The organism is Buttiauxella gaviniae ATCC 51604 (assembly GCF_001654835.1).
GTDB lineage: Bacteria > Pseudomonadota > Gammaproteobacteria > Enterobacterales > Enterobacteriaceae > Buttiauxella > Buttiauxella gaviniae.
In genome coordinates this window covers 281,310-294,748 of the sequence record NZ_LXEP01000015.1, presented here as the reverse complement: position 1 = coordinate 294,748, position 13,439 = coordinate 281,310, and the positions used below count along the sequence as shown (strand labels likewise).

The 13,439-nt window shown below is 50.7% G+C and carries 15 protein-coding genes; 5 read left to right on the top strand and 10 right to left on the bottom strand.

The features are described 5' to 3' along the window. Window positions 1-64: 64 nt before the first annotated feature. The 8 genes from ridA to arcA form a co-directional block, all read right to left on the bottom strand. Window positions 65-451 (bottom strand): 2-iminobutanoate/2-iminopropanoate deaminase, encoded by a 387-nt coding sequence (gene ridA / locus M977_RS08455; RefSeq protein WP_064514015.1) that lies wholly within the window; start codon window positions 449-451, stop codon window positions 65-67. A gap of 76 nt (window positions 452-527) precedes the next feature. Continuing rightward, window positions 528-989, bottom strand: coding sequence for an aspartate carbamoyltransferase regulatory subunit (pyrI, locus tag M977_RS08450; protein ID WP_064514013.1), 462 nt, complete (start codon window positions 987-989; stop codon window positions 528-530). A gap of 17 nt (window positions 990-1,006) precedes the next feature. After that, window positions 1,007-1,939, bottom strand: a complete 933-nt coding sequence (pyrB, locus tag M977_RS08445; RefSeq protein WP_064514011.1) for an aspartate carbamoyltransferase — start codon at window positions 1,937-1,939, stop codon at window positions 1,007-1,009. 258 nt (window positions 1,940-2,197) lie between these two features. After that, a complete protein-coding gene (locus M977_RS08440; protein WP_064514009.1) occupies window positions 2,198-2,677 on the bottom strand; it encodes an arginine repressor in 480 nt (159 codons plus the stop codon). A 155-nt stretch (window positions 2,678-2,832) separates the two neighbouring features. Continuing rightward, window positions 2,833-4,302, bottom strand: a complete 1,470-nt coding sequence (gene arcD, locus M977_RS08435) for an arginine-ornithine antiporter (RefSeq protein ID WP_064514007.1) — start codon at window positions 4,300-4,302, stop codon at window positions 2,833-2,835. 75 nt (window positions 4,303-4,377) lie between these two features. Beyond that, window positions 4,378-5,382, bottom strand: a complete 1,005-nt coding sequence (gene argF, locus M977_RS08430; RefSeq protein WP_064514005.1) for an ornithine carbamoyltransferase — start codon at window positions 5,380-5,382, stop codon at window positions 4,378-4,380. A 95-nt stretch (window positions 5,383-5,477) separates the two neighbouring features. Further along, a complete protein-coding gene (locus tag M977_RS08425) occupies window positions 5,478-6,389 on the bottom strand; it encodes a carbamate kinase (RefSeq protein ID WP_064514003.1) in 912 nt (303 codons plus the stop codon). Window positions 6,390-6,405: 16 nt separating this feature from the next. Next, the gene (gene arcA / locus M977_RS08420; protein WP_064514001.1) at window positions 6,406-7,626 is read right to left on the bottom strand and encodes an arginine deiminase; all 1,221 of its coding nucleotides are present in this window, start codon (window positions 7,624-7,626) and stop codon (window positions 6,406-6,408) included. Between the two features lie 672 nt (window positions 7,627-8,298). On the opposite strand from arcA, the gene M977_RS08415 reads away from it, so the two are divergent. After that, entirely contained in the window at window positions 8,299-8,751 is a 453-nt protein-coding gene (locus M977_RS08415) for a NanQ anomerase/TabA/YiaL family protein (RefSeq protein WP_064513999.1), read from the top strand. Window positions 8,752-8,797: 46 nt separating this feature from the next. Here M977_RS08415 and argF (M977_RS08410) read toward each other — a convergent pair whose 3' ends face one another. Beyond that, window positions 8,798-9,805, bottom strand: coding sequence for an ornithine carbamoyltransferase (argF, locus tag M977_RS08410; RefSeq protein WP_064513997.1), 1,008 nt, complete (start codon window positions 9,803-9,805; stop codon window positions 8,798-8,800). Beyond that, on the bottom strand, window positions 9,802-9,870 hold the full coding sequence (gene argL / locus M977_RS26110; protein ID WP_424221085.1) for a putative translational regulatory protein ArgL: 69 nt from the start codon (window positions 9,868-9,870) through the stop codon (window positions 9,802-9,804). The genes argF (M977_RS08410) and argL overlap by 4 nt, the downstream gene beginning before the upstream one ends. Window positions 9,871-9,969: 99 nt before the next feature. Here argL and rraB point away from each other — a divergent pair, with 99 nt between their 5' ends. The 4 genes from rraB to uhpB all read left to right on the top strand — a co-directional run bounded on the left by rraB (window position 9,970) and on the right by uhpB (window position 13,434). Further along, complete coding sequence (rraB, locus tag M977_RS08405) at window positions 9,970-10,398, top strand: ribonuclease E inhibitor RraB (RefSeq protein ID WP_064513995.1); 429 nt, start codon at window positions 9,970-9,972, stop codon at window positions 10,396-10,398. A 56-nt stretch (window positions 10,399-10,454) separates the two neighbouring features. Next, window positions 10,455-11,216, top strand: coding sequence for a tRNA isopentenyl-2-thiomethyl-A-37 hydroxylase MiaE (miaE, locus tag M977_RS08400; protein ID WP_064513992.1), 762 nt, complete (start codon window positions 10,455-10,457; stop codon window positions 11,214-11,216). Window positions 11,217-11,341: 125 nt separating this feature from the next. Then, complete coding sequence (gene uhpA / locus M977_RS08395; RefSeq protein WP_064513989.1) at window positions 11,342-11,932, top strand: response regulator transcription factor UhpA; 591 nt, start codon at window positions 11,342-11,344, stop codon at window positions 11,930-11,932. Then, complete coding sequence (gene uhpB / locus M977_RS08390; protein ID WP_064513988.1) at window positions 11,932-13,434, top strand: signal transduction histidine-protein kinase/phosphatase UhpB; 1,503 nt, start codon at window positions 11,932-11,934, stop codon at window positions 13,432-13,434. Before uhpA ends, uhpB begins: the two co-directional genes overlap by 1 nt. Window positions 13,435-13,439 lie beyond the last annotated feature (5 nt).

Below are 13,439 nucleotides of genomic sequence, written 5' to 3'. Positions count from 1 at the left end.
TCGGATTGGCGTAGCGACATCCGACAAAATTTAAGGCCGCGTTTGCGGCCTTAAAATTGAAACGTTAGCGGCGAATGGCAATCGCTTCGATCTCAATCTTCACATCTTTAGGCAGACGAGCTACTTCAACGCAAGAACGCGCAGGGAAAGTTGCTTTGTGCTCATTAAAGAATGCTTCGTAAGTTGCATTTACGGTCGCAAAGTCATTCAGATCTTTGACGAAAACAGTCGTTTTAACGATATCGCCAACTTTCAGGCCAGCGGCTTCAACAATCGCCTGCACGTTTTCCAGAGACTGGCGCGCTTGTGCTGCCACATCTTCCGGTACGGTACCTGTTTTTGGGTTCACTGGGATCTGGCCAGAAGTGATAATCATGCTGCCAAGATCGACACCCTGAACATATGGGCCGATTGCTGCTGGGGCGTTTTCGGTGCTGATAATACGAGACATATATCATTCCTTAATGGTTCGTAGGCAAACAAAAAGCTCCCGCCCATTATAGAGGCGAGAACTTCAGCGGCAATGATTAATCTGCCAGCACAACGTGATGCGCAAACTCTTTTTCACAATATTTGCATTTGAGACTGATGTTTTCGTCGCGTTTTTTCACTGCAAACGAAGAATGAACGGGTTCGCTGCGGCTGATGCAGTTGGTATTCGGGCAAACCAACACTTTATCGATGCGTGAAGGCAGGCTCGGTTTGCTCTTACCGACCACTTCATATTCATCAATGCGGTTGACCGTTGCATGCGGTGCATACAGTGCCAGTTGGTTAACTTGCTCATCCGTCAGGAAGGTGTTTTCGATTTTAATCAGGTCTTTACGGCCCTGTTCTTTTGAAGGCAAGTTCAGGCCGATAGTGATGCGCTGGTCGGTTTCCGTTAACTGAAAAAGAGTCAGTAACTTAAAGCCAACCTGTGCAGGAATATGATCGATAACCGTACCGCGTTTGATCGCTTCAACTTGTAATTTGTTGTCGTGTGTCATCTGTATCTTCCTCTCACTCAAACCAGTTCACGATTCAAAACTAACGCCAGCAAAGCCTGACGAGCATAAATACCGTTGCCTGCCTGCTGGAAATACCAGGCGTGCGGGGTTTTATCGACATCCGTAGTGATTTCATCAACGCGTGGCAGCGGGTGCAGTACTTTCATGTTTTCGCGGGCATCGGCAAGGTCTGCTGCACGTAGGACAAACTGCGCCTTCACGTTGGCGTATTCAGACGGGTCCAGCCGCTCTTTCTGCACACGAGTCATGTACAGAATATCCAGCTCGCCTACCACGTCGTCGATAGCTTCATGGCAGCTCCAGACGATGCCTTTTTCATCCAGCATATCGAGAATGTATTTCGGCATCGCCAGCGCATTTGGCGCGATAAAGTAGAAGCGGTTGCCTTCAAATTTCGCCAGCGCCTGCGCCAATGAGTGCACGGTACGGCCATATTTCAGGTCACCCACCATGGCGATATTCAGGTTTTCCAGGCGGCCCTGCGTTTCCTGGATGGTGAACAAATCCAGCAGTGTTTGTGTTGGGTGCTGGTTGGCACCGTCACCGGCATTCAGCACCGGCACATTGCCTGAGAACTCAGTTGCCAGGCGTGCAGCGCCTTCTTGCGGATGGCGCATGACGATTGCATCAACATAGGTGCTGATAACTGAAATAGTATCGGCCAGCGTTTCGCCTTTCTTACCCAGTGAGGTATTGCTGCTGTCGGAGAAGCCGACAACCGATGCACCCAGGCGGTGAATCGCGGTCTCAAAAGAGAGACGAGTGCGCGTTGAAGCCTCAAAGAAACAGCTGGCAACAACGATATGTTTCAACAGTTCAGGTTGCGGATTGGCTTTCAGTTTTGCCGCGGTAGATAACACCAGTTCAAGTTCTTCACGACTGAGATCGTTTATGGAAATGATATGTTTTTGATATAGGGGGTTAGCCATGTTTATCTCCTGTTCTCGGGCGTCGGGCAAAAAAAAAGCCCCTCAATGAGGGGCCTTTGGAATTGATTGATGCAACGGAAAGAAAAACAGGTTAGCGCCGTCTTTTAGACGACGTGGTGTGGCAATTTTTTGAACACACTGGACCATGCTTCCTCCGGCAAATTGTGGCGCATTATACGCATGTGGGAGGACACTTCAAGGGATAAATTCACATATTTTAGCCATTAGCAATCGGTTGCTGTGAATATTTATCCGACTCTAATGTAATCCAAGGGTTTGCATAACTCGCCGATGGACCTGTGCGGTTTTTTGTACCTCGCGTGGTGCAATCCATACAATGCTGCTGCCCGCTACTACGCCTAAAATCTCTGGCACTGCTCGATAATCGAGAATTCTTGCTATGGCCCGCCCGTATCCATGAACGGCATGAATCATGACAAACTCAGCATTATGCTCGACGCTAATCACCATCTCTGCGATTGAACGTGCTGCATCCGGTGCGGGTTGAGATTGCGGATTTAATGCATAAATTTTCTGACCTTTGGCGTTGCGTACTTTTATAACGCCAAGCAATTTCAGCAGCCGGGACACCGTAGACTGACTAATGTTTTCAAATCCGTGGAGCTGCATATCGCGACGCAGTTCTTCTTGCGATTGATAGCTTTTATGGACAATGAGTCTTTGGCAGAGTGTTAGTTGATTATGATCCTTCTCAGAGGGGGCGTGGGATACGCTCATTGCATTCACCATTCCTTGATTTATCAGGCGACTAATTTACGCCGCTTATAAATTTAAACTGTTCGTTTGATCGGGTTTTTCAAGGTTTATCAATAATAAATGTTGCAAATTATTAGGTTTAAAGAATTTAACGCCCCTAAGGGGCGTTAAACATATCAAGTGATCTGTATTGATCCGGAAACAACCAGTTTTAATGTCCAGGCCGCCAACAGCAAGATCGCCGCCGCAATCGCCCATTCATAACCCTTCAGCATTTGTTGCCCCTGTTGTTTCTTCTGCCACAGGAAGACCAAAAGCCCTGGGGTGAACAACAACGAACTCAGTAGCATTGAGTCGCCAGCGGCATAGCAAAGCCAGAATCCGTAGACGGTGGCGATGATGCCGAGAATCAATCCGCTGGTGCGTGATTCCCCTTTCGCATAGCGTTCGCCCGTCCAGGCCAGTTTCAGCCCATAGGCGGCGCTAAACAGATAAGGAGGCAGAATGGCAGCGGTTGCGATAGAGAACAGCGCCTGATAACCCGCCTGGTAGAACAGTGTGAGGATGAGGAATAACTGGATCAGGCCGTTGGTTATCCACAATGAGAACGAAGGGGAATGTCTGGCGTTCTCTTTGGCAAAGATTTTCGGGAAGATACCGTCTTTGGCGGCAACGCGGGGCAGTTCTGCGGCGAATAGCGTCCAGGCGAGCAGGGCACCTGCAACAGAAAGAATAACGCCACCGGCAACAAATTTAGCACCCCATGGCCCAACCACACTCTCCAGCACACCGGCCATAGAAGGGTTTCTCAGCCCGGCAAGTGACGCCTGGTCCAAAATCCCCATCGACAACACGCTGACCAGCACATAAATAGTCAGTGCGCCCAGTAAACCAATCACTGTAGCCTTACCGATATCGCTACGATTTGCGGCACGTGCAGAAACGACGGTCGCCCCTTCAATACCGATAAACACCCATGTGGTCACCAGCATAGTATTTTTCACCTGATCGAACAGCTCAGGCGCGGTGCCGTTGACGACCATCATGCGGCCCCAGAAGTCGGCTGTGAACACGCCAATCTTAAAGGCTATCAACACGGCGACGATAAACACCAGCAGGATAACCACTTTGACGACAGTGAGTATGGTGTTGATGTAAGCCGCTTCACGCACACCACGCAGAACCAGCGCGTGTACCAGCCACAGCACTACAGATGCGCCGATGATCGACGGCAGGTTATTACCATCGCCGAATACCGGGATGAAAAAGCTCATCGCGCTAAACAGTAATACCGCGTAGGAAACGTTGCCCAGCCAGGCGGAGAACCAGTATCCCCAGGCGGACTGGAAGCCGATGAAATCGCCGAATCCAGCGCGAGCGTAGCTATAGACGCCCCCTTCAAGTTCCGGACAACGGGAGCTGAGGTTTTGATAGATAAATGCGAGACATAACATCCCGACTCCGGTAATTACCCAACCAATGAGTAACGCGCCCGGTGAGGCGACGGAGCCAAAGTTTTGCGGCAGGCTGAATACCCCACCGCCAATCATTGAACCAATTACCAGCGCAACCAGCGCGCTAAGCCCTAATTTTGTTTCTTTTGTTGTGGATGTCGCGGCGACATCACCGTGGGTAGCATCGGCCATTTTCATTTCCTCTTGCTGTGGGATACAGCATGAATGCGCGGGTGGCGGCGAGACTATTCCCGCCGCCAGTGCGAATTACTCTCCGAGCGTGGCAACCATGACGGCTTTAATCGTATGCATGCGGTTTTCGGCTTCATCGAAGACAATGGAATGTGCTGATTCAAAGACTTCTTCAGTCACTTCCAGCCCTTTCAGGCCGTACTCTTGCTCGATTTCTTTACCGACTTTGGTGTTTTCGTTGTGGAAAGCAGGCAGGCAGTGCATGAATTTCACATTCGGGTTGCCAGTGGCATTAATGACGTTTTGGTTAACCTGATAAGGCGTCATGATGCTGACGCGTTCAGCCCAGGCTTCTTTAGGCTCGCCCATAGAAACCCACACATCGGTGTAGAGGAAATCAACGCCGGCAACCCCTTCTTCGACGCTGTCGGTCAACATGATGCGGCCACCTGTTTCTTTGGCGATAGCGCGGCATTGTTCAACCAGGGCAGGTTCTGGCCAGAACGCTTTTGGTGCCACCAGGCGAATATCCATACCCATCTTCGCAGCACCCACCATCAGGGAATTACCCATGTTGTTGCGTGCATCGCCCAGATAAGCGAAAGCGATGTCCTGAAGTTTTTTGTCCGGTGCGTGTTCAAGCATGGTCATCAAATCCGCGAGAATTTGAGTCGGGTGATATTCATTGGTCAGGCCGTTCCACACCGGAACACCGGCGTACTCGCCCAGCTCTTCAACGATATCCTGGCCGTAGCCACGATATTCGATGCCGTCATACATCCGACCTAATACGCGGGCGGTATCTTTCATTGATTCTTTATGACCAATCTGTGAGCCGCTTGGGCCGAGATAAGTCACCAGAGCACCTTGATCAAAGGCACCAACTTCAAATGCGCAGCGTGTGCGGGTGGAGGTTTTTTCAAAGATCAGCGCGATGTTTTTGCCCACCAGGGTTTTCTTCTCAGTACCTGCTTTTTTGGCGGCTTTCAGTTCGCGAGACAAATCGATCAGGTACTGGATTTCTACAGGTTTGAAGTCCAGCAGTTTCAGGAAGTTGCGGTTTTTCAGGTTAATAGTCATTTTTACATCCTTAATATTGTTGGTGGATGACGCTGCCGCTTATCCGCCCTACGCTTTGAGGGCAAGTGCTGCGCCATCCGACAAAATTGCTGCATCTATTCGCGAATCAGTGTGCCTTTCTCGCCTGCCAGAATTGCCGGGCCATCTTCGAGCGCACCAATTCCGGCAATACCGTGGCACTGCGCGACGAATTTGCTGCAGGCGGCGACCTTTGGTCCCATAGAACCGGCATCGAATTTCATGGCGTCTAACTCTTGTGGCGTAATATGCGAAATCGGGCGTTGCGCAGGGGTTCCCCAATCGAAATAGACCGCGTCCGCATCGGTGAGGATCAAAAGCGCATCGGCCTCGATCTGGCGTGCCAGCAATGCGGCGGAAAGATCTTTATCAATCACCGCTTCGATACCGTGGTAGCCATCGGCTTTTTCCACTACCGGAACACCGCCGCCACCGTTACAAATCACCAGGTGATCGCGCTGGATAAGGGCGTTGATCGCATCGCTTTCTACAATCTGTTTTGGTTGTGGGGATGGCACCACACGGCGGAAATACTGGCCGTCGGCTTTAACTGTCCAGCCTTTTTCAGCAATCAGCATGTCGGCTTGCGCCTTGTCATAGACCGGGCCGATGTACTTCGTTGGGTTCTGGAATGCGGGATCATTGGCATCCACTTCAACCTGTGTCAGCAGTACGCTGACTTCCCGGTTTGGCAGCTGGTTTTTCAGCGACTGCTGTAGCATGTAGCCAATCATTCCCTGGCTTTCGGCCCCAAGAATATCGAGCGGATATGGCGTCACTTTTTCATAGGCACTGTTTTGTAGTGCCAGCAACCCGACCTGCGGGCCATTGCCATGAACCAGCACGACACGCCAGGAGGAGGTGAGTTGTGCTATAGTTTTAGCCGCTAACTCAATGTTCTTACGTTGTATTTCCGCTTCCAGAGGCTCGCCACGCTTCAATAGTGCATTGCCGCCCAGTGCTACAACCAGTGTCGGTTTGTGTTCCATTTCATTTCTCCCTGGATTAAATACCGTCACGTTCTAATGGGCAGCTCATGCAGCGTGCGCCACCGCGACCACGACCCAGCTCGTCACCAGGAATCGGCAGGACTTTGATGCCCGCTTTGTCGTATTTCTCGTTGGTCCAGATATTGCGTTCATAGCCAATGACCACACCCGGGCGCACGGTTAACACGTTGTTGGCGTCATTCCATTGCTCACGTTCTGCTTCGAACGCATCACCGCCGGTAGTGATTAAACGGACTTGATCGATGCCCAGCGCCTGTTCAATGGCGTGCAGCAGGTTTGGCTCCTGGTGGCGTTTGATGCCGCCACGGCCATCCGGGGTTAATGTCCAGCACTGAGCGTCTTTGCGGACCACTTCCGGGTAGACGGAGAAGGTGTCGATATCGATGTGTGTCATCACTGTATCTAGGTGCATACAGGAGCGGTGTTTAGGCAGTTCAACGGCAATAACGCGAGTGGCTTGTTGATGTTTGAATAATGATTCAGCGAGGAACTCCACACCTTGCGGAGTGGTGCGCTCAGATAAACCAATTAATACCGCGCCACGACCAATAACTAATACGTCACCACCTTCTAATGTTGCGTGGTCATAATTAATATTGTCGTCACCGTAATACTTAATAAAATTGCCATCGGTAAATGTTGGATGCCAGCGGTAGATGGCCCGCAGGTTATTTGTTTCACGTTGGCGTGCGGCTTTCGCCATTGGGTTAATAGATACGCCATTATAAATCCAGCAGGAAGTATCGCGGGTGAATAAATGGTTCGGCAGCGGCTTCATAATAAAGTCGGTGACTTCATGGGTATCGACAACCATATTTTGAATATAAGTTGGAATTTCACCATAAGTCAGGCCACCACTCAGCCTGCGAGCCAATTCACGGTGTGGCATATCGGCAAGCCAGCTGCGAATATCGGAGGCAAATGCCGGGCCAAGGCGGTAGTCAGAAATCTGTGTTGCCAGCAGCCAGGCCTTGGCATCGCTAACGTCCAGGGTTTGAGTCAGAAGGTCAGTCAGTAATAAAACTTCAACCCCCTCACTACGTAATGTATTGGCAAATATATCGTGTTCTTCACCAGCACGTTCTACAGATAAAACGTCGTCAAATAATAATTCCTGGCAATTAGAGGGGGTGAGTCTTTTCAGGCTCAGATTAGGGCGGTGCAGCATTACACTGCGAAGTTGTCCAATTTCGGAACCAACATAGTGCTTATCCATGACTATTCCTTTGCATGAATCCTGAGATGAAAATATCAGTGGTAATAGTTAACTATTACCGCAAGTTAAATAGGCTTTCGAAATGTCTTCGAGGCGTATGTTAATTTCATGAGGGATATTTAATGTGAGCTTAATCACGCACTCAAGGGGCTTTTTAATTCTCTGTTAATTAATTGATAGCTGTCATGGAATTATAAATAAAGTCATTAGTAAGTCTGAATAAATACGCGAAATTATGCATATTCTATTTTATTAGTGTTAACCCAATGTTATTGAGTGACTAAAATGATGTTTTTTAATTAATTGAAATTTATGGATATTTTGAAATTTAAATATAACTATGCATAAAGCCGTATTTTTCATCCACATCATGGGAAAATAAACAAAATACTTATGACTAAACTTGCACTTACTTACCAAGCTTAAAATGTGACTGGTGGTTAGTTTTAAATAATTTTGTTTTTTAAACAGCAGGTTACGAATGAGTCTGCCGGGGTCTATTTTGAGGTTATGCTTTTTTCATGCATAAAAACCTCATGGCTGATACAAAGCTGTAACATGTTTTGCGCTAAACATGCGCCAGCACAGGTTTTCTTAAAAAATTCATGGCGGCAAATGGTGAATGCTCGTATAAATACCGTAATAAAACATCGTTTCAAAAAGGTATTAATCATGATTATTGGCAACATTCATTCTTTGCAATCCTGGCTTCCGGAAGAACTGCGTCAGGCGATTGAGCATGTTAAACAGCACATCACTCCTGAAACCCCGTTGGGCAAGCATGACATCGACGGTAACCGTCTATTTATGTTGGTTTCTGAAGACTCTACGCAACCGATTGAAGAGCGCCCAGCAGAGTTTCACCAGCGCTATCTGGATATCCAGATTGTGATGCGCGGCCAGGAAGGTATGACATTTAGCTGCCTGCCTGCGGGCACGCCAGAAACTGACTGGCTGGCTGACAAGGACATCGCGTTCCTGCCAGAAGGCGAGCAGGAAAAAACCATTGTGTTAAATGAAGGGGATTTCGTGGTGTTCTATCCAGGCGAAGTTCACAAGCCGCTGTGCGCTGTTGGCAAGCCTGCGACCGTGCGTAAGGTCGTTGTGAAGATGTTGATGGCCTAAAAATAATGCCGGGTAGCGCAGTGTGCTTACCCGGCTTTAAAACTCATTAAATATCCGCAAGGGTGGCGACCATCACCGCTTTGATGGTGTGCATACGGTTTTCAGCCTGATCAAAAACAACGCTATTTGCCGATTCAAACACCTCGTCCGTCACTTCCATACCGCCATGCAGGCCATATTGTTCTGCCATCTGCTTGCCCAGCGTCGTCTGGTCATCATGGAATGCAGGTAGGCAGTGCAGGAATTTAACCTGCGGATTACCGGTTAACGCCAGCATCGTGCTATTAACTTGATAAGGGCGCAGCAGGTTAATACGCTCAGCCCATTTCTCTTTGGCTTCACCCATTGATACCCACACATCGGTATAAATGAAGTCAGCGCCTTTAACGCCTGGGGCAATATCTTCAGTGAGCGTGATTTTCCCGCCATTGTGAGCGGCCATTGCCTGGCACTCTGCCACCAGCTTTTCATCAGGCCAGCAGGCTTGTGGAGCCACAAGGCACAGATTCAGCCCGGTAAGTGCCGCGGCTTCGAGCATGGAATTGCCCATGTTATTACGCGCATCACCCGCATAGACCAGTGTCATTTCTTTGAAAGTTTTGCCTGGCATGTGCTCCTGCATTGTCAGCAGGTCGGCCAGCAATTGCGTGGGATGGTACTCATTGGTCAACCCGTTCCACACCGGCACGCCAGCATGCTGCGCCAGTGTTTCAACGATTTCCTGACCAAACCCGCGATACTGAATACCGTCATACATACGGCCCAATACACGGGCCGTATCTTTAATTGATTCTTTATGCCCAATCTGGCTGCCGCTTGGGCCGAGATAAGTGACGCGAGCGCCCTGGTCAAATGCGGCAACTTCGAAAGAGCACCTCGTACGAGTCGAGTCTTTTTCGAAGATGAGCGCAATATTTTTTCCAGTAAGATGCTGAACTTCAATGCCTTTTTTATTATCGTTTTTTAGTTTGGCAGAGAGAGCAAGTAACTCGTGAAGCTGTGCAGGGGTGAAATCCAGTAATTTAAGAAAATGCTTTTGATAGAAATGACTCATATTTTCCTCGCATGGCACCTGCCACTTATTGAATTAAAATTCAATTTATATGTATGATTATGCATTTGCAACCCCCGACGAATAAATCTTTATCGGGAAAGGTGGAGGCAAACTCAGCCGTGTGTGAAAATAGAAGTATCTGCCTACAAATTGAGGAAAGGGCCATGGCAAATCCAGAACTGCTCGAAGAGCAACGCGAAGAAACGCGTTTGATTATTGAAGAATTACTGGAAGACGGCAGCGATCCTGACGCGCTGTACACTATTGAGCATCACCTTTCCGCAGACGATTTCGAAACTCTTGAAAAAGCAGCTGTTGAAGCTTTCAAAATGGGTTACGAAGTTACTGACCCGGAAGAGCTGGAAGTGGAAGAGGGTGATACCGTTATCTGCTGTGACGTGCTGAGCGAAAGTGCGTTAAAAGCTGAGCTGTTGGATGAGCAAGTAGAGCAACTGCTGAACCTCGCTGAAAAATTTGGTGTGGAATATGACGGTTGGGGCACTTACTACGAAGATCCGAATGGCGAAGACGGTGAAGAAGGTGATGACGACGAAGATTTAGCCGACGAAGACGACGACGGCGTCCGCCACTAATCTCTTCTGTGCAGCGGCGATTGCCGCTGCACATCAACGAAAGATAACAACTCATTATGAACTACCCGCAACTCCTCTCCCCGGTACTGCATTTTCTGCACTGCCCAACACCTGATGCATGGATTGAAAAGGCCCGCCAGCCTGAGCATTTGCCATTGCTGCTGACTGACCATCTGGTGTGCGAACTCAAAGCGGCACAAACGGCCATGTTCCTGATTCGTAAATATGTCGCAGATAAAAGCAGTGCGCAGTTTTTACTTGATTGGCTAAAACCCTACGAAGATTTCGCTTTCCGTGAGGGAGCCGAACCTGATTTTGTCGCGCTGCATAAAACCTTGAGCAAAAACGTCATGCCGCAAACGCAGAGTGCCTGGGGCCAGCAACTTATCGACAGCATGGTGTTGTTGATTAAAGAAGAGCTGCACCACTTTTGGCAGGTGCGCGAGATCATGCATGCCCGCAACATTGCCTACGTGAAAATGACCGCCAGCCGTTACGCCAAAGCGCTGCTGGGCCAAACGCGAACGCATGAGCCGGTAATGCTGGTGGATAAACTGATTTGCGGGGCGTATATCGAGGCGCGATCCTGTGAGCGTTTCGCCGCTCTGGCACCGCATCTGGATGATGAACTACAGAAATTCTATTTGTCGCTGCTGCGTTCGGAAGCCCGGCATTATCAGGATTATTTAGCACTGGCAGAACAGATTGCGGGTGGGGACATCAGCGATCGTGTGCGTTTCTTTGGCGAGGTCGAAGCGGCATTAATTAGCAGCCCGGATGAAGAGTTTCGTTTCCACAGCGGCTTACCTTCCTCTTAAACTGCAGGATCCTGAAGTGCCGCTGTATGTTCATCTGCCTGTGGCCTCCCTCGAATTGCTTAAGGCTTGAACAGCTTCGCGCTTATCGCTAAGGTAAGCGCGTTTTTACCTTCCTGGAAAGTATCATGATAACCATCGCCCTTATTGACGACCACCTTATCGTCCGCTCCGGCTTTGCACAGCTGTTGGGGCTGGAGCCGGATTTTCAGATTGTGGTTGAGTTCGGCTCCGGGCGCGAAGCGCTGGCTGGGCTGCCGGGGCGCGGCGTGCAGGTGTGTATTTGCGACATCTCGATGCCGGATATTTCCGGGCTGGAACTGCTCAGCCAGCTACCCAAAGGGATGGCGACGATTATGTTGTCGGTGCACGATAGCCCGGCACTGGTGGAGCAGGCTTTAAACGCTGGCGCGCGAGGCTTTCTGTCAAAACGCTGTAGCCCGGATGAGCTGATTGCCGCCGTGCATACGGTAGCGACGGGTGGCTGCTACTTGACGCCAGACATCGCCGTTAAACTGGCGGCCGGACGGCAGGATCCGCTAACCAAACGCGAGCGCCAGGTGGCGGAAAAACTGGCCCAGGGCATGGCGGTGAAAGAGATTGCCACCGAGCTTGGGTTATCGCCAAAGACGGTTCACGTGCATCGCGCCAATCTGATGGAAAAACTCGACGTCAGTAACGATGTCGGTCTGGCTCACCGCCTGTTTGACGGATGGTGATGCAACCTTTTTTCTCCCGGTTTATCTCCGTCGTCGCCAGCTTTTTTATCTTTACGGCCAGTTGGTTTTGCCTGTGGAGCATTAGCTTGCACCTGGTGGAACGGCCTGAGCTTGCCGTGCTGCTGTTTCCTTTTGGCCTGCGTTTAGGGCTGATGCTGCAATGCCCGCGTGGCTACTGGCCCGTATTGCTCGGCGCGGAGTGGTTGATGCTCGTCTGGCTGGCGCAGGAAGTCGCACTGGCGCATCTTCCGTTGTTAATGGTCGGCGGTGTGCTAACCCTTCTGCCTGTGGCGCTGATTTCCCGCTATCGCCATCAGCGTGACTGGCGCACGTTGCTGCGTCAGGGCGGGGCGCTGATTGCCGCCGCACTGTTACAGTCGTTGCCGTGGCTTGGGCAAGGGCAGGAGACCCTGAACGCGCTGTTGCTGACGTTGACCGGCGGGTTAACCCTGGCTCCAACTTGCCTCGTTATCTGGCATTACCTCACCAGTACCGTCTGGCAGCCGCTGGGGCCAGGACTGGTTTCACAGCCAGTGAACTGGCGTGCCCGTCACCTTATCTGGTATCTGCTGCTGTTTGTGGTCAGCCTGTGGCTACAACTTGGGCTACCTGACGAACTTTCCCGTTTTACCCCATTTTGCCTGGCGTTGCCGATTATCGCCCTGGCCTGGCATTACGGCTGGCAGGGCGCACTGATCGCGACGTTGATGAATGCCATTGCGCTGATCGCCAGCCAAACCTGGCACGATCACCCGGTGGATCTGCTGCTTTCGTTGTTGGCACAAAGCCTGACCGGGCTGTTGCTGGGCGCGGGGATCCAACGCCTGCGTGAGCTTAACCAGTCTCTGCAAACTGAGCTTGCGCGCAATCGCCGTCTTGCTGAACGGCTGATGGAAACCGAGGAGAGCGTGCGGCGCGAAGTGGCGCGCGAACTCCATGACGATATCGGCCAGACCATTACCGCGATTCGTACCCAGGCGGGGATTGTGCAGCGCCTGGCACCGGGTAACGAAGGGGTAAAACTGGGTGGGGCGCATATCGAACAGCTCTCCCTTGGGATTTACGATTCGGTACGCCGCCTGCTGGGAAGGCTGCGCCCACGCCAGCTGGATGATTTATCTCTGGAGCAGGCGATTCGTTCGTTGATGCGTGAAATGGAACTGGAAAGCCGTGGCATCGTGAGCCACCTCGACTGGAAAATCGACGAGCCGCTACTGAGTGAAAGCCAGCGCGTTACGCTGTTCCGCGTTTGCCAGGAAGGGCTGAATAACATTGTGAAACACGCCAGCGCCAGCGCAGTAACGATCCAGGGCTGGCAGCAGGACATACGCCTGATGTTGGTGATTGAAGATGACGGCAGCGGCCTGCCTACTGACTCCGGGCAGCAAGGTTTTGGCCTGGCAGGTATGCGCGAACGGGTTACGGCACTCGGCGGAAACCTCACTATTTCCTGTACTCACGGCACGCGCGTCAGCGTCAGTTTGCCATTGCGATATGCGTAAGGACT

What these genes read in the sequence shown, in the direction of transcription:
- M977_RS08415 (WP_064513999.1), top strand. Translation starts at nt 8,299, where the DNA reads ATGATTATTGGCAACATTCATTCTTTGCAATCCTGGCTTCCGGAAGAA.
- miaE (WP_064513992.1), top strand. Translation starts at nt 10,455, where the DNA reads ATGAACTACCCGCAACTCCTCTCCCCGGTACTGCATTTTCTGCACTGC.
- ridA (WP_064514015.1), bottom strand. Translation starts at nt 451, where the DNA reads ATGTCTCGTATTATCAGCACCGAAAACGCCCCAGCAGCAATCGGCCCA.
- argF (WP_064513997.1), bottom strand. Translation starts at nt 9,805, where the DNA reads ATGAGTCATTTCTATCAAAAGCATTTTCTTAAATTACTGGATTTCACC.
- uhpB (WP_064513988.1), top strand. Translation starts at nt 11,932, where the DNA reads ATGCAACCTTTTTTCTCCCGGTTTATCTCCGTCGTCGCCAGCTTTTTT.
- pyrB (WP_064514011.1), bottom strand. Translation starts at nt 1,939, where the DNA reads ATGGCTAACCCCCTATATCAAAAACATATCATTTCCATAAACGATCTC.
- M977_RS08440 (WP_064514009.1), bottom strand. Translation starts at nt 2,677, where the DNA reads ATGAGCGTATCCCACGCCCCCTCTGAGAAGGATCATAATCAACTAACA.
- arcA (WP_064514001.1), bottom strand. Translation starts at nt 7,626, where the DNA reads ATGGATAAGCACTATGTTGGTTCCGAAATTGGACAACTTCGCAGTGTA.
- pyrI (WP_064514013.1), bottom strand. Translation starts at nt 989, where the DNA reads ATGACACACGACAACAAATTACAAGTTGAAGCGATCAAACGCGGTACG.
- M977_RS08425 (WP_064514003.1), bottom strand. Translation starts at nt 6,389, where the DNA reads ATGGAACACAAACCGACACTGGTTGTAGCACTGGGCGGCAATGCACTA.
- argF (WP_064514005.1), bottom strand. Translation starts at nt 5,382, where the DNA reads ATGACTATTAACCTGAAAAACCGCAACTTCCTGAAACTGCTGGACTTC.
- uhpA (WP_064513989.1), top strand. Translation starts at nt 11,342, where the DNA reads ATGATAACCATCGCCCTTATTGACGACCACCTTATCGTCCGCTCCGGC.
- arcD (WP_064514007.1), bottom strand. Translation starts at nt 4,302, where the DNA reads ATGGCCGATGCTACCCACGGTGATGTCGCCGCGACATCCACAACAAAA.
- rraB (WP_064513995.1), top strand. Translation starts at nt 9,970, where the DNA reads ATGGCAAATCCAGAACTGCTCGAAGAGCAACGCGAAGAAACGCGTTTG.